The 17,181-nt window shown below is 66.4% G+C and carries 15 protein-coding genes; 9 read left to right on the forward strand and 6 right to left on the reverse strand.

What is annotated here, in order from left to right; all coding sequences use genetic code 11:
* Nucleotides 1–32: 32 nt before the first annotated feature.
* Both J3R73_RS08155 and J3R73_RS08160 read right to left on the reverse strand, forming a co-directional pair.
* Complete coding sequence (locus J3R73_RS08155) at nt 33–1,547, reverse strand: MFS transporter (protein ID WP_307424842.1); 1,515 nt, start codon at nt 1,545–1,547, stop codon at nt 33–35.
* Between the two features lie 181 nt (nt 1,548–1,728).
* Complete coding sequence (locus J3R73_RS08160) at nt 1,729–2,304, reverse strand: FMN-dependent NADH-azoreductase (RefSeq protein WP_307424845.1); 576 nt, start codon at nt 2,302–2,304, stop codon at nt 1,729–1,731.
* Nucleotides 2,305–2,397: 93 nt separating this feature from the next.
* Between J3R73_RS08160 and J3R73_RS08165 the strand changes: the two genes are divergently transcribed.
* From J3R73_RS08165 to J3R73_RS08200, 8 genes are all read left to right on the forward strand, one after another.
* Nucleotides 2,398–2,772 carry a winged helix-turn-helix transcriptional regulator gene (locus tag J3R73_RS08165; RefSeq protein WP_307424849.1) on the forward strand — a complete coding sequence of 125 codons (375 nt, stop codon included), beginning with the start codon at nt 2,398–2,400 and terminating at the stop codon, nt 2,770–2,772.
* A gap of 168 nt (nt 2,773–2,940) precedes the next feature.
* Nucleotides 2,941–3,525, forward strand: a complete 585-nt coding sequence (locus tag J3R73_RS08170) for a TetR/AcrR family transcriptional regulator (protein WP_307424852.1) — start codon at nt 2,941–2,943, stop codon at nt 3,523–3,525.
* Nucleotides 3,526–3,618: 93 nt separating this feature from the next.
* A complete protein-coding gene (locus tag J3R73_RS08175) occupies nt 3,619–4,410 on the forward strand; it encodes a bestrophin-like domain (protein WP_307424854.1) in 792 nt (263 codons plus the stop codon).
* Nucleotides 4,411–4,909: 499 nt separating this feature from the next.
* Complete coding sequence (locus tag J3R73_RS08180) at nt 4,910–5,719, forward strand: DUF72 domain-containing protein (protein WP_307424857.1); 810 nt, start codon at nt 4,910–4,912, stop codon at nt 5,717–5,719.
* Nucleotides 5,720–5,722: 3 nt separating this feature from the next.
* Nucleotides 5,723–6,373, forward strand: a complete 651-nt coding sequence (gene alkB / locus J3R73_RS08185) for a DNA oxidative demethylase AlkB (RefSeq protein WP_307424860.1) — start codon at nt 5,723–5,725, stop codon at nt 6,371–6,373.
* A gap of 305 nt (nt 6,374–6,678) precedes the next feature.
* A protein-coding gene (locus tag J3R73_RS08190) for an IS630 family transposase (protein WP_370879838.1) occupies nt 6,679–7,634 on the forward strand; the annotation gives its coding sequence in 2 pieces (ribosomal slippage) (nt 6,679–7,027 and nt 7,027–7,634; 957 coding nt in all).
* Between the two features lie 116 nt (nt 7,635–7,750).
* Nucleotides 7,751–8,089 carry a hypothetical protein gene (locus J3R73_RS08195; protein ID WP_307424863.1) on the forward strand — a complete coding sequence of 113 codons (339 nt, stop codon included), beginning with the start codon at nt 7,751–7,753 and terminating at the stop codon, nt 8,087–8,089.
* The gene (locus J3R73_RS08200; RefSeq protein WP_307424866.1) at nt 8,086–8,253 is read left to right on the forward strand and encodes a hypothetical protein; all 168 of its coding nucleotides are present in this window, start codon (nt 8,086–8,088) and stop codon (nt 8,251–8,253) included. The genes J3R73_RS08195 and J3R73_RS08200 overlap by 4 nt, the downstream gene beginning before the upstream one ends.
* A gap of 25 nt (nt 8,254–8,278) precedes the next feature.
* Here the strand turns inward: J3R73_RS08200 and J3R73_RS08205 are convergent, their stop codons facing one another.
* Both J3R73_RS08205 and J3R73_RS08210 read right to left on the reverse strand, forming a co-directional pair.
* Nucleotides 8,279–9,541 (reverse strand): RNA polymerase sigma factor, encoded by a 1,263-nt coding sequence (locus tag J3R73_RS08205; protein WP_307424869.1) that lies wholly within the window; start codon nt 9,539–9,541, stop codon nt 8,279–8,281.
* Nucleotides 9,538–9,912 (reverse strand): YciI family protein, encoded by a 375-nt coding sequence (locus tag J3R73_RS08210; RefSeq protein WP_307424872.1) that lies wholly within the window; start codon nt 9,910–9,912, stop codon nt 9,538–9,540. Before J3R73_RS08210 ends, J3R73_RS08205 begins: the two co-directional genes overlap by 4 nt.
* A gap of 588 nt (nt 9,913–10,500) precedes the next feature.
* On the opposite strand from J3R73_RS08210, the gene J3R73_RS08215 reads away from it, so the two are divergent.
* On the forward strand, nt 10,501–12,501 hold the full coding sequence (locus tag J3R73_RS08215) for an SEL1-like repeat protein (RefSeq protein WP_307424875.1): 2,001 nt from the start codon (nt 10,501–10,503) through the stop codon (nt 12,499–12,501).
* Between the two features lie 201 nt (nt 12,502–12,702).
* Here J3R73_RS08215 and J3R73_RS08220 read toward each other — a convergent pair whose 3' ends face one another.
* Together J3R73_RS08220 and J3R73_RS08225 are read right to left on the reverse strand one after the other, a co-directional pair.
* Nucleotides 12,703–13,626, reverse strand: coding sequence for a response regulator (locus J3R73_RS08220; RefSeq protein WP_307424878.1), 924 nt, complete (start codon nt 13,624–13,626; stop codon nt 12,703–12,705).
* Nucleotides 13,619–16,996, reverse strand: a complete 3,378-nt coding sequence (locus J3R73_RS08225) for a hybrid sensor histidine kinase/response regulator (protein WP_307424883.1) — start codon at nt 16,994–16,996, stop codon at nt 13,619–13,621. The genes J3R73_RS08220 and J3R73_RS08225 overlap by 8 nt, the downstream gene beginning before the upstream one ends.
* Nucleotides 16,997–17,181: the final 185 nt, after the last annotated feature.

The following is a 17,181-nucleotide window of genomic DNA, read 5'->3' on the forward strand; positions in this document are numbered from 1 at the left end:
CGGTCTTCGCTCGCGACGCTCGGGACGGCAGATCAGTGCCCGGCGACGAAATCGATCGCCGGGGCGCGGGCCGTCTCGCAGGCGCCGTCGCCGGGAACCGCCGATGCCTTGCCGGCGGCCGGCCGCACGCCGTCGATCAGCCAGGCGCTGACGAGGACGGAGACGCCGACGGCGCCCGACGCGCTGGCGAAGGCGAGCGTGATCGCCGACGACGCCGTGCTGGTGCCCAGCACGGTGTAGAAGAGGCCGCCGGCCAGGGCGACGCTGAGCGAGCCGCTGATCTGCATCATGGTGTTGACGAGGCCGGCGGAGAGGCCGGCCCATCGGCGGTCCACCCGTTCGAGCACGGTGCGGATCATGGTCGGTAGAGCGAGCCCCTGCGCGAAGCCGACGACGAACAAAGCGGGCGGCATGGCCCAGCCCTGGCCCGACAGCGCGGCGGCCGAGGTGCCGAAGGCGCCGAGCGCGAGCAGGATCGCCGCCAGCGTCGGCGTCCGGTGGCCGAGGCGCACCAGCAGCCAGGGCAGCGCCGTCGGGCTGATGACGAAGCCGATCGCCAGCGGCAGGATGGCGATGCCGGCCGCGAGCGGGCTGAGATGGTTGCCGGACTGCTCATAGATGGCGAAGGCCAGGAAGAAGGCGGACAGGGTGTTGAAGAACAGGGCCGCGGCGAGGCCCCGCCTGAGGCCGCGGTCGTCGAGGAGCGAGGGCACGACCAGCGGCGCGCCGCCCCGCGCCACGACGCGGTGCTCGTGGCGCCAGAACAGAAGGAACAGCGGCACGCAGGCCGCCAGCGAGACGAGCGACCACAGTGGCCAGCCCTGCTCGCGCCCTTCGATCAGCGGCACGATGAGGGCGGTCAGCGCCGCGCCGAGGAGCAGGACGCCGCCGGTATCGAGGCGGGGCGCTTCGCCCTCCCGGCTCTCCTTCAGGAGCATATGAGCGAGCGGGGCGACCACCATGACGATCGGCAGGTTGACCAGGAAGACGCTGCGCCAGCCGAGGCCGAACGGATTGGCCGCGATCAGCAGGCCGCCCAGCAATTGGCCGGCGATCGAGCCGATGCCGAAGGTCATGGCATAGAAGCCCATGGCGCGCGGGCGCTCGCGCTCGGGGAACAGGGTGCGGATCGAGGCGAGGGATTGCGGCATCAGCAGCGCGGCGAAGACGCCCTGCAGGACGCGGCTCGCCACCAGCATGGCGGGCGACCAGGCGAGGCCGCACAGCGCCGAGGCGACGCCGAAGCCGACCAGGCCGACGACGAAGGCGAGGCGCCGGCCATAGATGTCGCCGAGCCGGCCTCCGGTGATCAGCAGCACCGCATAGGCGGCCGAATAGGCCGAGACCACCATCTGGATCGAGGAGGAGGAGGCGCCGAGATCGTCGCGGATCGAGGGCAGGGCGACATTGACGATGAAGAAGTCCAGCGGCGACAGCAGCGTGCCGGCGAGCAGCACCAACAGGGCCGCCCAACGCCGCGGGTCGGGCGACGCTTCAGAAGGGGACGCCGGCACCCGATGCCGGGCCGTCCCTTGGGCGATACTCATTCCATCCCCGGCATGGAACCGCAAGGTTCTTAAAATTCGTGAATCAAATCGACAGGACAAGGCGAAACGCCAAGTGTCGATGTTTAGAGCAAAAGGGTCTGCGATGCAGCCGCGCTTTCGGCGCAGCAGCCATGCGCGGAATGCGGGGGAACCGTGGGGAACCGGCTCCCCCGCCGCGGCTTCAGGCGGCGCGCAGCGCCTCGACCGCCTGCAGGGCGCCGTTGATGGCGTTCTCGCGATGGTCCGGGCCCATCTGGATGCCGTCGGCGGCGACGAAGGTGATGTCGGTGATGCCGATGAAGCCGAAGACGAAGCGCAGATAGGTCTCCAGATGCTCGGCCGCCTGCGCCTCCGGCCCGTAGAAGCCGCCGCGCGCCATGGCGACGATGACGCGCTTGCCGCCGCACAGGCCCTCGGCGCCGCCCTCGCCATAGCGGAAGGTCTTGCCCGCCACGAGGATGCGGTCGATCCAGGCCTTGAGCTGGCTCGGAAGGGTGAAATTATACATCGGCGCGCCGATCACCACGATATCGGCGGCGAGGAACTCCTCCAGGGCGCCGGCGCCCGCGGCGAGGTCCTCGCCTTGGCCGGCGAGAGCGGCGCCCGACAGATGGGGGAGCGGCTGGGCGGCCTCGTCGCGGTAGCGGATTTCCAGGCCGGGCGTCACCGCGCGCAGGCGGGCGACGACGGCGGCGGAAATCCTGCGGCTGACGGAATGATCGCCGAGGATGCTGGTATCGATGTGAAGAAGCTTCATGGCATAGCCTTTTTGGTATAAAAATGTAACCAAGGCTATGTAGATGCCCGCCCGAGAGGCGCGCAAGGAGGCACTTTTTTGGAACTCGGACACATGGATGTGACCGCCGGGCCCCGTCATCGGGGCCCCGAGGACTGCCGGGGCGTCAGCACGATCCTGGCGCGCATCGGCGACAAATGGAGCATGCTCGTCGTCATGCTGCTGGGCGACGGGCCGCGGCGCTTCAACGAGATCAAGCGCATGGTGGGCGGCATCTCGCAGCGCATGCTCACCCTGACGCTGCGCGGGCTGGAGCGCGACGGGCTGGTGACGCGGACGGTGTTCCCCACCATTCCGCCGCGGGTGGACTATGAGCTCACCGATCTCGGCCGCTCGCTGTGGCAGCCGGTGGAAGCGCTCGGCAACTGGGCCTTCGCGCATCTGCCGGAGATCGAGGCGGCACGCACGAAATTCGATGGGAAGGACTGAGGTTCGGGCAAGGCGGCTGGAGCGATCATCGATCGCCCCCTGTGGACAACACGCCGATTGCGGTCGAGGATCAGGGACCGGGGCGAGCGAAGCCTCTTGGCTGGACGCTCCCGGGATCCGGCGCGGCGGTGTATTGACGGATCAGGCCACAGATACGAGACGACAGCCATGGCGAGACCGAGGGAATTCGATCGTGACGAAGCGCTGAAGCACGCCACGGCCGTGTTCTGGGCCAAGGGGTTCGAAGGCGCCTCGACGGACGACCTGCTGGCGGCGATGAAGATCGGCCGGCAGAGCCTCTACGACACGTTCGGCGACAAGCGGCGTCTCTATCTCGAAGCGCTGGAGCGCTATCTCGCCGCCAGCGTCTCGTCCCATGTCGCCATGCTGGAATCGGAGGCTTCGCCGCTCGCCGGCATCCGCCGGATGCTGATGGCGTTCGCGACAGGCAGTGTCGGCTCGCGGGCGCTCGGCTGCATGGGGGTCGGCTCGATTTCCGAATTCGGCCAGTCGGACCCTGAGATCATCGCGCTGAACCGGTCGAGCGCGCTGACGCTGGACGCGGCGCTCGTTCGCGCCCTCGGCAAGGCCCGGTCACGCGGCGAGCTCGCCGCCGGGCTGGACGAGAAGGCGGCCGCGCATTTCATCCAGGCGACCCTGCTCGGCTTGAAGGTGAGCGGCAAGGCGGGGCTCGATGCCGCCGCACTGCGGCAGGTCGTGGACGTCGCCATGGAGGCCCTGAAGCGGCGGTGACGGCGGTTCGTGGAAGGCGCCGCCCGCCTGCTTCTTCCCGTCCCGGAATGATGGTAGGATTCGCGTGGGACGTGGTGAGGCTGAGGGCGGGACATGGACGATTTCATCACGTCCTCGGTCGTCGGCGTGTGTTTCGCCGCCATCGCGATCCTCATCGTCCTCGGCAGTTATTTCCTGGCGCGCCGCGTTCTGCCCATGGGGCTCGACGGCGATCGCACGCATGACGCGGCGGCTTCCGTCGCCGGCCGCATCGCGGCGCTCTACGGGCTGATCCTCGCCCTGGTCTATGCCCAGGAGCTGGAGGACTACAAGGGCATCCGCAGCAATCTGACGGAAGAAGCCGTGGCGATCGCCGACGTCTACAACGATATCGCGCGCTATGGCGGGGCGGCCGTCAAGCCGGTCCAGGCCGAATTGGCGCGCTACCTTTCGATCGTGGTGAACGAGGAATGGGGCAGGCTCGGCCGCCGGGAGGGGCTGTCGCCCGGCGCATGGAACGAGTGGAACGCCGTCTACGAGCAATTGCTCGATCTGGCGCCGACCACGGACCGCCAGCGCTATCTCGCCGCGCGCATGCGCGACCGTATCACCGCCGTGGCGCGCTTCCGCCAGATCAGGGGAGCGACGGCCAGAAGCGGCTTCAGCGGCTTGTTCTGGGGGCCGGCGCTGATCGGCCTCGTGCTGCTGGCGGTCCCCTTCTACGTGTATCGGCCGAGCCGGAGCCACCTGCTGCTGCTGGGCATCTTCGGCCTCTATTCGGGCATCATCCTGTTCTTCATCTATGCCTTCGCCAATCCCTTCGTGCCGCCGGGCGAGCTGGCGCCGAGGCCATTCAGTACGCTCCTCGAAGGCCCGATCGGCGAGAGCCTGCCGCCGGGCCAGTGATCCTCCATCTCGTCGAGGCGTGGGAAGCAGGATCGCCGCCCGAGCCGGTCTCGCCCGGAAGTGCCGCCTCCTTCGGCGCCGACAGGACCGGATTTCGTGTGAGCGCGCCGTCTGGTCCGGTCGGCATACCTCCTGTCGAGCCTCGACCGGCGCGCCCCTCGCTGTGGCGGGCTTTCGTGGGAGGCAAGCCGGGATTGCATGGGAGACGCGGCCGCCGCGCGTGTGAGCCGCCGCCTTCGGCACGCAGTCCTGGACCGCGCTGCGGATGCCCGTGGGAGCGAAGGGTGTCAGGCGTCCGCCTTGCTGCCGGCCATGGACGGTAGCCGCGAAAATGTGTGATCCACATCGGATTCCGGCCCGGGCATCGCGTTAAACATGCCCGCAAGCCTTTGGAGAAACGTGATTTTATGGGAACCGCGTTTCCTCGCTTCCCGCGGTTTCGACGCCGGCGCGGGCCGTGCTATGCTGCGGGCCTCCCCCGGATTCTGGAGACTTCGCAATGACGGGAACCATTCGTGTCGGCATCGGCGGCTGGACCTTCGAGCCCTGGCGCGGCACTTTCTATCCCGGCGACCTGCCGCAGAAGCGTGAGCTCGAATATGCCAGCCGCAAGGTCACGGCGATCGAGATCAACGGCACCTATTACAGCTCGCAGAAGCCGGAAAGCTTCGCCAAATGGCGGGCGGAATCGCCGGACGGCTTCGTCTTCGCGCTGAAGGGAACCCGCTTCACCACCAATCGGCGCATCCTCGCGGAAGCCGGCGAATCGATCGAGCGCTTCATCACCAGCGGCGTCACCGAGCTGAAGGAAAAGCTCGGGCCGATCAACTGGCAGTTCATGCCGACCAAGAAATTCGATCCTGCCGATTTCGAAGCCTTCCTGAAATTATTGCCCGCGAGTCATGACGGGCAGGCCCTGCGGCATGTCGTCGAAGTGCGCCATCCGAGCTTCCGGGTGCCGGAATTCATCGCCTTGCTGCGCGGCTACGGCATCGGCGTCGTCTATACCGACAAGAACGAGTTTCCCGAAATCGCCGACGTCACCGCGCCTTTCGTCTATGCCCGCCTGCAGAGCGCATCCGAGGCGGAGGAGAGCGGCTACGCGCCGAAGGTCCTGTCGCAATGGGCCGACCGCGCGCAGGCATGGGCTCGCGGCGAGGATCCCGCGGATCTCGAGCGGCTGGCCGGGCCGTCCGACGGGGCCGGATCGCCGCGCGACGTCTTCGTCTTCATGATCAACGGCTTCAAGCCGAAGGCGCCGGCGGCGGCGATGGCGCTGCTCGCCGAACTCGCCGGGCGGAAAGGCTAGGGGGTGGCGGACCTGTTCTCCCTCGCGGGCATGCAGGGCCCCGCGCGGCAGGAACTCGCCGACGGCGCCGTCCTGCTGCGCGGCCGCGCCCTCGCCGACGAGGAGAGCCTGCTGGCATCGCTCGACGGCATCGTCGCCGCCGCCCCGTTCCGCCACATGGTGACGCCGGGCGGCTTCACCATGTCGGTGGCGATGACCAGTTGCGGCGCGGCCGGCTGGGTGACGGATCGCGGCGGCTACCGCTACGCGCCGCTCGATCCGCTCAGCGGCCGGCCCTGGCCGCCGATGCCGGCCGTCTTCCTGAAGCTGGCGACGAGCGCCGCGGCGGAGGCGGGGTTTGCGGGCTTCATGCCAGACACCTGCCTGGTCAACCGCTACGAGCCGGGCGCCCGCATGTCGCTGCATCAGGACAAGGACGAGGGCGATCTCGGCCACCCCATCGTCTCCGTCTCGCTCGGTCTGCCCGCGATGTTCCAGTTCGGCGGCCTCGCACGCAACGACAAGCCGCAGAAAGTGCCGCTCGAACATGGCGACGTCGTGGTGTGGGGCGGCCCGTCACGCCTCGCCTTCCATGGCGTGCTCGCGCTGAAGGACAGCGCGCATCCCCGGCTCGGACGCAACCGCATCAACCTGACGTTCCGAAAGGCCCTGTGACCCCGGGCGCTACGCACATATGCGCTAACATAACGGAAATACCCGCCTTCTCCCGGTTCGGGAGAAGGTCCCGGTAGGGGGATGAGGGTCTAAACTTCAACGCAGATAGCTCAATAGTCGCGCTGGAATTGCAGAAGTCTAGACCCTCATCCGGCGCTTCGCGCCACCTTCTCCCGCATGGGAGAAGGAAAATCGCGCTATTGTCGGCAAAGTTAGAGCGGAATTTGTCTGAGTGGAATCGGAAGGGATTCCACTGGATGGCTTAGTGTGATTCATAGGTTTCCGGGCTATTCCGGAGATGAAGCATGACGAAGCGTGGTGAAGCCTATTCGCAGGATTTGCGAGATCGTGTGCTTGGGGCGCTGGATAGCGGGATGTCGGCGAGCACAATCGCACCAATCTTCAGGGTGAGTGTGTCCTACATCTACAAGGCGGCCGCGCGGCGGCGCGCGACGGGGGAGGTCAGTGCCCGCCCCCAGCGCAATCATGTTCCGCTCAAGCTTGCCAAGCATGAAGAGGTTCTGCGGGCCAAGGTCGCGGCTGATCCGGATGCGCGTGTCGCGGATCTGCGGGCCTGGGCGGAGGAAGAATTGGGGGTCAGCATCAGCCATGCCCCGATGTGGCATATGCTCAAGCGGCTTGGGCTGACATATAAAAAAAGACGATCCACGCCAGCGAGCAAAAACGCCCCGATGTCGCGGCCGCTCGCCGCAAATGGCACAGCAACCAAATCTGGCTGAGGCCCTCGCGTCTGGTCTTCATTGACGAGACCTGGGCCTCGACCGCGATGGCGCGCCACTACGGCAGGTGCAAGCGCGGACAGCGCCTGATCGACTACGTGCCGCATGGCCATTGGAAAACCACGACCTTCATTGGCGCTCTGCGCAGCGGGGGATTGACAGCTCCCTGCGTGCTCGACGGCCCAGTCAACGGCGATTGCTTCAAGGCCTATGTCGCGCAGATCCTCGTTCCCACCCTCAATTACGGCGATATCGTCATCATGGACAATCTGAGCAGCCACAAAGTCCCGGGTGTGCGCCAAGCCATCGAGGCCGCAGGGGCGGAACTGCTTTACTTGCCCGCCTACTCCCCCGATCTCAATCCGATCGAGAACCTCTTCGCAAAGCTCAAAGCTCTCCTGCGCGCGGCTGCAACCCGATCCATCCACGATCTCTGGGACGAAATCGCCAAAACTCTCCCGCGCTTCTCCCCGTCCGAATGCAGAAATTACTTCTCTAATGCTGGATATTCTACAGTCTGAACAATTTCGCTCTAGCGCATATGGGCGCTGCGCGCGCATCCGAACGGCACCGTACATGCCTCGTCCGGAACCCCGGGCGGCGCCGGGGCATTGTCCTTCCAGCAATGGAGGACATGATGGCGAAAGCACTCGACGTGAACGAGAACGGCCCGGAAGACCGGCAGGCCCGCCCGCAGGGCCAGTCCGGCGGCGATCGCAGCCCGACGCTCCAGGGCAAGTCGTTTCAGGTGAACGAGAATACCGTGGAGGAAGGCGAGCCGATCGCATCGTCGCCGCCGCCGTCGGAGTCGGAGCCCCCGGAGGACGACAATCAGACCACGCTCCACGGCAGGTCGTTCCAGGTGAACGAGAACACTGTGGAGGAGGGCGAGCCCCTCGGGTCGCCGGCGTCGCCGCCGCGGAATCCGTGGGAGACGGCACCGGGACCAAGCTCCCGGGCAAGGCGTTCCAGGTGAACGAGAACACCGTGGAGGAGGGCGCGTCGCCGGCGCCGCCGTGGCCGGAAACCGTGGGAGACGGCACCCGGACCAAGCTTCGGGGCACGTCGTTCCAGGTGAACGACAACACCGTGGAGGAGGGCGAGGCCCTGGGGTCGTCGGTGCCGCCGCGGCGCGGATGATCGCCGCGCCCTGATCGCCGCCGGTTCATGGCGATGGCGCGCCGTCATCGTCCCGGGCGAGGCGGTCGAGATGCTGCCGGATATGCTCCGCCTCGGCGGTGGTATGGGCGAGCGCGATCGCCTGATCGAAGGCGATGCGCGCCTCGCGGCCGCGGCCGAGCTGCCGGAGCAGCCCTCCCTTCACGCCGAAGAAATAGAAATAGCCCGACAGGCGCGACGCCAGCGGCTCGATCATCGCCAGCGCCGCCTCGGGCCCGCGCACCTTGGCGACGGCGACGGCGCGGTTGAGCGTCACCACCGGCGAAGGCTGGAGCAGCTCCAGCGAGGCGTAGAGCAGGTCGATCTGCGCCCAATCGGTGTCGTCGGGCCGCCTGGCCCGGGCATGCAGGGCCGCGATGGCGGCCTGGACCAGATAGGGGCCGCGGCGGCGATGGCGCATCGCCTTGTCGATCAGCGCCAGCCCTTCGGCGATCATCGGGCCGTTCCACAGGCCGCGGTCCTGGTCTTCCAGCACGATGACGGCGCCGTCCGCCCCGAACCGGGCGGGCGCGCGCGCATGCTGGAGCAGCATCAGCGCCGTCAGCCCCATGATCTCCGGCTCGGCCTGGAACAGGCGGAGCAGCAGGCGGGCGAGACGGATGGCTTCCTCGCAGAGCTGGGCGCGGCCGCCGTCCGGCGGGCCGCCGGCCGTATAGCCCTCGTTGAAGATGAGATAGACCATGGCGGCGACGGCGGCGAGCCGCTCGCTGCGCTCCGCGGCGCCGGGCGTCTCGAACGGGATGCCGGCCGCGGCGATGCGGCTCTTGGCCCGGGTGATGCGCTGCTCCATCGCGCTTTCGCCGACGAGGAAGGCGCGGGCGATCTGCCTGACGGTCAGGCCGCAGACGACGCGCAGCGCCAGCGCGATCTGCTGGGTCGCCGGCAGCTCCGGATGGCAGCACACGAAGAGCAGCCGGAGGATGTCGTCGCGGTAATGGGCGCCATCCAGCCGCTCGGCGAGCGGGGTCTCGACGTCGTCGAGATCCGAGATCTGCTCCTCCTCGGGCAGCGCCGCCTGCTTCTTCTCGCGGCGCTTGGCGTCGATCGCGGTGTTGCGGCCGGCGAAGATCAGCCAGGCTGCGGGGTCGCGGGGAGGGCCGTGCTGCGGCCAGTTCCTCAGCGCCCGGAGGCAGGCCTCCTGGAAGGCTTCCTCGGCGGTGTCGAGATCCCGGAAATAGCGCAGCAGGGCGCCCATCGCCTGCGGGCGGGCGGAGACCAGGGCGGCATGGATCCAGTCGGTTTCGGTCACGCCGGCATCGCCCCCGGCCTGAAGAGCCGGAGCGGCCGGATCTCGTAGGAGCCGGGGCCGGGGTTGGCCCGGGCGAGGTCGCGCGCGACGTCCAGCGCTTCCTCCAGGCCCGCGCAGTCGATGACATAGAAGCCGAGCAGCTGTTCCTTGGTCTCGGCGAACGGGCCGTCGATCACCAGCGGCTCGGCGCCGCCCTTGCGCAGCGTGGTGGCGGCCGTGGTCGGCAGCAGGCGGGCGACGGGGCCGAGCCGGCCGGCCGTGGCCAGCGGCTTCTGCACCGCGGCGAGCCTCTCCATCACGGCATCCTCTTCCTCGCGGGACCAGGCGCCGACGACATCTTCCTGATTGTAGCAAAGGATGGCGTAGAGCATGCGGTTTCCTCCCTATCCTCAGGAACGAACAACAAGGCGTGTTCCCGACAGGGTGCAAAGGCTTTTTTTTCGAACGGGGCCGCGCTTGTCATTCCGGGCACTGAAATGCCCCCGGCGGGTTCGGATGTCTCTCATCCTCACCTCGCCGCCTGCTCAAGATCAAGCATCGGCGGTCATCCATATCGCCTGCATCAGCAGTACAAAATTGTGTGGGGATTTATTTCTACGATATTGGCCGTAACGGACCTTCAAAGATATAGTTATTCAGAATTTTATTTTTATATTACTTACTATATCAATGTTTATACGATATTCGCACTCAATTTGTTATTTATATTGTATATATACAATAGTATAATGCTTTCGGATTGGACTGAGAAGCCCGCTGTCCGGGCAGGTCATCTGCCATTCGGCTTCTTCCCGGGTGTTGGCCTCGTGACTGTCGCTGTGGTATAGATCTGGCGATGTGTTCCGCATGCGATATTCTTGTTCCGAATCTGTTCGCAAGCATGAAAATCAACGAAATTACAAATATATGAGACTATAAATTAAATATAGTTAAATATTGAAAATACGAGGCGGCAAGAGGTGGAAAAGTTAGTTCTATCAATTATTCTGTTGTTTCTTGCGAACGCTGCGCTAGCAGACGAGAATCCTCGCTTCGGAACGTTCAACTACAGCGTCACCAACTACAAGGCCGTCCACGATCGTCTGCAGCCTCTCGCCGATAAGGGCGATGCCGTCGCACAGTACATGCTGGGACTTGCCTATGACCGCGGCGAAGGTATTCCCGATGATCCCGCACAAGCGCTGATCTGGTATGACAAGGCAGCCAGTCAAGGATTGGCTGCGGCCCAGAACAATCTGGGGACTCTCTACGCTCAGGGACGAGGAACGTCCCTCAACTGGAACGAAGCCATCAGGCAGTACCGGTTGGCCGCCGGACAAGGCGATGTGACGGCCCTGCTCAACCTCTGGGCGATCTACAGCAAGGGTCTCGACACGCCGAAGGACGATGTCCAGGCGGCAGTCTGGCTGGAGCAGGCGGCAGAGCGAGGCTTTGCCCTGGCCCAGCGTGAACTTGCGAAGGATTACCGGCTCGGCCTCGGCGTCAAGCGGAATGCCGCGCATGCCGCATGGTGGGAGTTGCAGCTGCGGGCTCGCGAGAGTGAACTTCGCTTCGGCAACAATATGGGCGTGATCATGGCCGCTCCTCCTGGTGCCTACCAGGACTATGGTCCGGCCGTGGCCTGGTATCTCGATGCGGCCAAACACGATATGCCTGCTGCGCAATTCATAGCAGGCACGCTCTATTATGGAGCGAGAGGCGTTTCTTTCAATATCGACGAGGCAATCTACTGGTACGAAAAGGCTGCAGCCCGTGGCAATACCAGTGCAATGAACAACCTGAGCGACATTTACCGGCGAGGGCAAGGTGTCGCCCGGGACCCAAAAAAAGTCATCGAGTGGGCGAGCCGGGCTGCGGCCGCCGGCGACGCCGCGGGCGAGATGCGTCTCGGCTCCATCTATGCCGAGGGTCTTGGCGTGCCCGTCGATTTTCGCAAGGCGGCCGAATGGTATCGCAAGGCGGCCGATCAGGGCGATCCGGACGCCGAGGTCAGCATGGGCGGCCTCTTTTTGGCGGGAAAGGGTGTCACAAAGGATATCGAACAGGCAAAGGCCTGGTACGAGAAGGCGTCGGCACAAGGCAATTCCCAAGCCCAATACATTCTGTCCGCGCTGTTGGGCGGCAATAAGATCTCCTCGCCGGCGCCGGAGCAGTCCATCGTTCTGCTTCGCGAGGCGGCGGACCAGGGAAACAGAGAGGCGCAGAACCTGTTGGGCATTCGCTATGCCCAGGGAGATGGCGTTCCCCAGGATGCGGCTGCCGCCGTCGTCTGGTTCAGGAAATCTGCCGGCCACGGGCTTGCCGAGGCGCAGTTCAACCTGGCTGCCTGTTACCAGACCGGCAGGGGGATCGTGCATGACGACCAGCAGGCCGCATTCTGGTTCCTGATGGCGGCCGAGCAAGGAAATATCGGGGCACAACGCCAGCTCGGCAATCTCTACCTCTTCGGGCAAGGCGTGCCGAAAGATGTGGCTTCGGCGCTCGACTATCTCAAAAAGGCGGGAGAACGAGGCGATTTGCCGGCACAGCTCAATCTCGCGGCAATGTATTATCTCGGCGACAGCATCGAGAAGGATCCGGGGCAGGCGGCGTATTGGCTGGCAAAGGCCGCTGCACAGGGGGCGCCAACGGCACAGAATACGCTCGGCTTGATGTATCTGCACGGCGAGGCCGGTCTGACCGACCATGCACAGGCGGCAGTCTGGTTTCGCAAGGCGGCCGAGCAGGGAGATAGAGAGAGCCAGAACAATCTTGGTTATATGTACATGATCGGTAACACCCTGCCGAAAGATTACGTCCAAGCAAGGTATTGGCTTCAGAAGGCAGCCGATCAGGGGCAATCCCAGGCGAAGGTCAATCTGCAAAATCTGTCGTCGATGGAAACAAAAAACCGCGATATTGGTGAGGCAATTCAAGGCCTTGAGACGACTGGCGGTTGGATCGGCAAACAGGCCCCATAGGCTCGAGCCGGCCTGATCGATCCGCAAGCGGCAGGCATGCCGATCGCCCCCCGGCTCCATCTCCGCGCTGCGCTCGTATGATTTCCGCGAATGATGGCGCGCCGGTTCCGTGAAGAAGTCGAGTCGTGCCTATCCGGCTTTCGAGGTGCCGCGTGCCGGCACCGCGCAGCTCCGACGGACGGCGAGGGCCCCGCGTCCTGCCTACCGCCCGCTCACGGCGGAATTGGCCAGCACGGCGGCCGAGGCGCGGTTTTCGACGCCGAGCTTCACATAGATCTGCTCCAGATGCTTGTTCACGGTGCGCGGGCTGAGGCCGAGGATCTCGCCGATGTCGCGGTTCGACTTGCCGCGGGCGATCCACACCAGCACCTCGGCCTCGCGATTGGTGAGGGCGAAGCGGGAGCGCAGCTGCTCCTGCTCGCTCGCCGCGCGGTCGGCGGTGAGGCGGAACAGGAATTCGTCCGCCGAGGTCCGGCCCATGAAGCTCAGCTGCAGCCGGTCCTCGCCCGCCATGGCGGTATGCGGCGGGATCTCGCCCGGCGGGCGGTCGCGCAACTCGGCGACGAGGCCGGGCGGCAGGCGCAGCGGTCCGTCGCCGCCGGCGAAGGCGGCCGCGAGCAGGCGATGGGCCTGCGGCGTCGACCACAGGATCTCGCCGAGCCGGTTGGCCGCGAACAGGAAGCGCCCCGTCGCGTCCAGCGCCGCATGGGCGCTCTGATAGGCCCGCGCATTGGCGAGGTGCACGCGGATGCGCGCGAGCAGTTCGTCGATGTTGATGGGCTTGGTGAGATAGTCGACTCCGCCCGCCTCGAGGCCGCGCACGACATGCTCGGTCTCGCTCAACCCGGTCATGAAGATGACGGGGACGGCGGCGATCGCCGCCATCGCCTTGAGGCGGCGGCAGGTCTCGAAACCGTCCATGCCGGGCATCACCGCATCGAGGAGGACGATGTCCGGCGTGACGCGGCCGACGACGGCGAGCGCCTGCGTGCCGGAGGTCGATGCCAGCACGGTGAAGCCGGCCGGTTCGAGCGCATCCGTCAGCATGCCCAGCGCGTCGGCCGAATCGTCGACGACGAGCACGATGCTGCGGGGGCCGGCGCCGGGCGCGAGCGGGTCACTCATGCGCGTCCATCGCCTCCAGCACGGCCGTGTAGCGGTCGAAATCGAAATTGCGCAGGTGGCGGCGGATCTCCTCGACGAAGGGCAGGGTGGACGGGTCGCCGGCGAGCTGGGCGAGCTTGGCCTCGATGCCCCTGACATAGCCGATGCGCCCGAGTTCGAGCAGTTCCTCGACATGGGCCGCGCCGGGGCTCACCAGGGGAGCCGCCTCCGCCGCCGCCTGCGCGGGCTCGGCCTCCACCCACGGCCTGTCGAGCCATTCCAGCCTCATGAGGGCGCCGATGCGCTGCAGCAGCTGGGCGAGGTCGAAGGGCTTGGCGAGCGTCTCGTCATGGGCGTCCCCGGCGGTCTCGCTGTCGGCGGGCGCCGGCGGCGTCTCGCCGATATTGGCCGAGAGCATGAGGATGGGCGCCTGCACCCTGGCGACCTCGCGCAAGCTGCGCGCCAGGTCCCAGCCGTTCATGCCCGGCATGGAGATGTCGAGCAGGAAGAGATCGGGCCGGCTGTGCTCGACGAGGGCGAGGCAGGTCGCGCCGTCGCGCGCCACCAGCACGGTGAAGCCGAGCGGCTCGAGGATCTCGCGCATGAGGTCCTGGTGGTCCTGGTCGTCGTCGGCGACCAGGATGGTGCGCCGGGGACCGGCATAGCCGCGGATGCTGACGGCCGGCGGCGCCGAGGTGCTGGCGACCGCCGACAGCATCATCCGCACCTGGAAGGCCGACCCCCGGCCGGGCGTGCTGGTGACCGAGATCTCGCCGCCCATGATCTGGGCGAGCAGCCTGGTGATGGTGAGGCCGAGCCCGAGGCCGGGCGGCTGGGGGGCGCCGCCCGCGGCATGGCTGCCGCGTTCGAACGGCTCGAAGATGCGGTCGAGGTCGGAGGCGGGAATGCCGGCGCCGCTGTCCTCGACGACGAAGGTGGCGATCTGGCTGCGATAGGCGATGCGCAGCCAGATATGGCCTTCCGCGGTGAACTTGATGGCGTTGGACAGCAGGTTGATCAGGATCTGCCGCAGGCGCTTCTCGTCGGCCCGCACCGTCTCCGGCAGGGTATCCGGGCGGCTGAAGCGGAAGTCCAGCCCCTTGGCCTGGGCCTGCAGCCGGAACATGTCGACGAGCTGGTCGAGGAATTCGCTGAGGCGGATGTCGTTGCGCTGGAGCTGGAAGCGCCCGGCCTCGATCTTGGAGATGTCGAGCAGGCCGTCGATGAGGCCGGACAGATGCTCGGCGCTGCGGCGGATCACCCGCACGCCGCCCTGGCGGTGGAGAGGGATCGATTCGTCCCGCTCCAGGATCTGGGCATAGCCGAGCACGGCGTTGAGGGGTGTCCGCAATTCATGGCTGAGCCCGACGACGTAGCGGCTCTTGGCGAGGTTGGCGGCTTCCGCCACGTCCTTGGCCCGCTGCAGGGCGGCATCGGTGCGCCGGTGCGCCTCGATCTCCTTGAGCAGCAGCGTCGTCTGGCGCGCCGATTCCTCCTGCGCCACGCGCCGGCTCTCATGGGCGAGCACGAAGAACCACGCGACGACGCCGGAGACGATGAGCAGGATGAAGAAGGAAACCCAGAGCGCCTGGTTGATGGCGGCCGAATGGAGGCGGCCGAAGCCGGCGGCCTGGAAAGAAATTAGATAAAGAATGAGGCCTATCACGCTGACGAACAACGTGAATGTTCCCAGAAACTGGATGAGGCGCGGGCTGAGGTGCCGCCCGATGAAGCGTGGCATGGTGGCTTCGATGGCCTCGCTGAGCTGCGCCTGCAGCTTGGCGTTCGGCTTGCACAGATCGTGGCAGCGCGCATCCAGCGAGCAGCACAGCGAGCAGATCGGCCCCGAATAGGCCGGGCAATAGGCCATGTCTTCGGGCTCGAAGGCATGCTCGCAGATGCTGCAGCGGATTTCCGCCTGCAGGCGCCAGGCGGCGCGCGGCTTGCGGGCGAGGTAATAGCGTCCGCGCGTCAGCGCCGCGATGGCCGGGGCGGTGACGAGGGCGACGCCGAGTGCGACGAAGGGGGCGAGCGCCTTGAGGACGTCGCCGAACAGGCCGGCGGCCGCCAGCAGGGCGCAGCCCGCCGCGATCGCCATCGCGCCGGTGCCGACGGGATTGACGTCGTAGAGATGGGCGCGCTTGAACTCGATGCCCTCAGGCGAAAGCCCGAGCGGCTTGTTGATGGCGAGGTCGGCGACGATGGCGCCGAGCCAGGCGACGGCGACGACGGCGAACAGGCCGAGGATCTGCTCCAGCGCCTCATAGATGCCGAGCTCCATCAGGAGAAGGGCGATGGCGACGTTGAAGATCAGCCAGACGACCCGGCCCGGATGGCTGTGCGTGAGGCGCGAGAAGAAATTCGACCAGGCCAGCGAGCCGGCATAGGCGTTCATCACATTGATCTTGAGCTGCGACACCACCACGAAGGCGGCCGTCAGCACGGTGACGGCCTGCGGCCATGGCAGCACGTAGCCGAAGGCGAGGCGGTACATCTGCGCCGGCTCGGCCGCATGCTCGGGCGGGACGCCGTGGGCCAGCACCAGCACGGCGAGGAAGGAGCCGAACAGCAGCTTGGGCGCGCCGAGGACGATCCAGCCGGGGCCGGCGGCGAGCAGCGACAGGAGCCAGCCGCGCCGCGAGCCGTTGGCGGGCAGGAAACGCAGGACGTCGACCTGCTCGCCGATCTGCGGCATGAGGGCGAGGATCACCGAGGCCGCGCCGCCGAATTTGAGGATGTCGAGGGCGTCGTTGCCGCCATGCAGCCCGGCGAAATGCGTCCATCGCGTGAAGGCGCCGGGATCGCTGGCGAGGATGAAGCCGACGGGCAGCACGTTGAGGATGATCCACAAGGGCTGGGTGATCAGCTGGAAGCGGCTGATCCAGGTGATGCCGTGCGTCACCAGCGGGATGACGGCGACGGCGCTGACGACATAACCGATCCACAGCGGCAGGCCGAAGCACAGCTGCAGCGCCGTCGACATGATCGAGGCTTCGATGGCGAAGAGGATGAAGGTGAAGGTGGCGTAGATCAGCGAGGTGACGGTCGAGCCGATATAGCCGAAGCCGGCGCCGCGGGTGAGCAGGTCGATGTCGACGCCGTAGCGGGCGGCATAGCGGCTGATCGGCAGCGCCGTGGCGAACAGGATGATTCCGACGACCAGGGTCGCGACCAGCGTATTGGTGAAGCCGTAGGACAAAGTGATGGCGCCGCCGATCGCCTCGAGCGCGAGGAAGGAGATCGCGCCGATGGCGGTCTGCGACACGCGGCTGGCCGACCAGCGGCGCGCGCTCTTGGCGGTGAAGCGCAGCGCGTAGTCTTCCAGCGTCTGGTTGGCGACCCAGCGATTATAAGCCCGCCGCACGGGAAGAATACGTTGGCGGACAGGCATTTATGATCGTCTCCTCATGTGTCTTGCAGGGAACGCGCGCGGCGCTGCGGACAAGCCGTGGCTTTCCTTCGCCCTGCGCGCGAGAGCGCTTCCCCGACCTCCTTGTCTTAGCAAACCGCGTGCCGGCCCGGTGCCCATTCTATGCGCGCCGCCGCCGCGGCACTGCTCAATATTTCGCCATGTGG

The organism is Labrys monachus (assembly GCF_030814655.1).
Lineage (GTDB): Bacteria > Pseudomonadota > Alphaproteobacteria > Rhizobiales > Labraceae > Labrys > Labrys monacha.

Coding starts and splice junctions, on each gene's coding strand:
- J3R73_RS08195 (WP_307424863.1), top strand. CDS start 7,751: ATGGCGAAAGCACTCGACGTGAACGAGAACGGCCCGGAAGACCGGCAG.
- J3R73_RS08175 (WP_307424854.1), top strand. CDS start 3,619: ATGGACGATTTCATCACGTCCTCGGTCGTCGGCGTGTGTTTCGCCGCC.
- J3R73_RS08220 (WP_307424878.1), bottom strand. CDS start 13,626: ATGAGTGACCCGCTCGCGCCCGGCGCCGGCCCCCGCAGCATCGTGCTC.
- J3R73_RS08165 (WP_307424849.1), top strand. CDS start 2,398: ATGGATGTGACCGCCGGGCCCCGTCATCGGGGCCCCGAGGACTGCCGG.
- J3R73_RS08170 (WP_307424852.1), top strand. CDS start 2,941: ATGGCGAGACCGAGGGAATTCGATCGTGACGAAGCGCTGAAGCACGCC.
- J3R73_RS08210 (WP_307424872.1), bottom strand. CDS start 9,912: ATGCTCTACGCCATCCTTTGCTACAATCAGGAAGATGTCGTCGGCGCC.
- J3R73_RS08180 (WP_307424857.1), top strand. CDS start 4,910: ATGACGGGAACCATTCGTGTCGGCATCGGCGGCTGGACCTTCGAGCCC.
- J3R73_RS08160 (WP_307424845.1), bottom strand. CDS start 2,304: ATGAAGCTTCTTCACATCGATACCAGCATCCTCGGCGATCATTCCGTC.
- J3R73_RS08155 (WP_307424842.1), bottom strand. CDS start 1,547: ATGAGTATCGCCCAAGGGACGGCCCGGCATCGGGTGCCGGCGTCCCCT.
- J3R73_RS08225 (WP_307424883.1), bottom strand. CDS start 16,996: ATGCCTGTCCGCCAACGTATTCTTCCCGTGCGGCGGGCTTATAATCGC.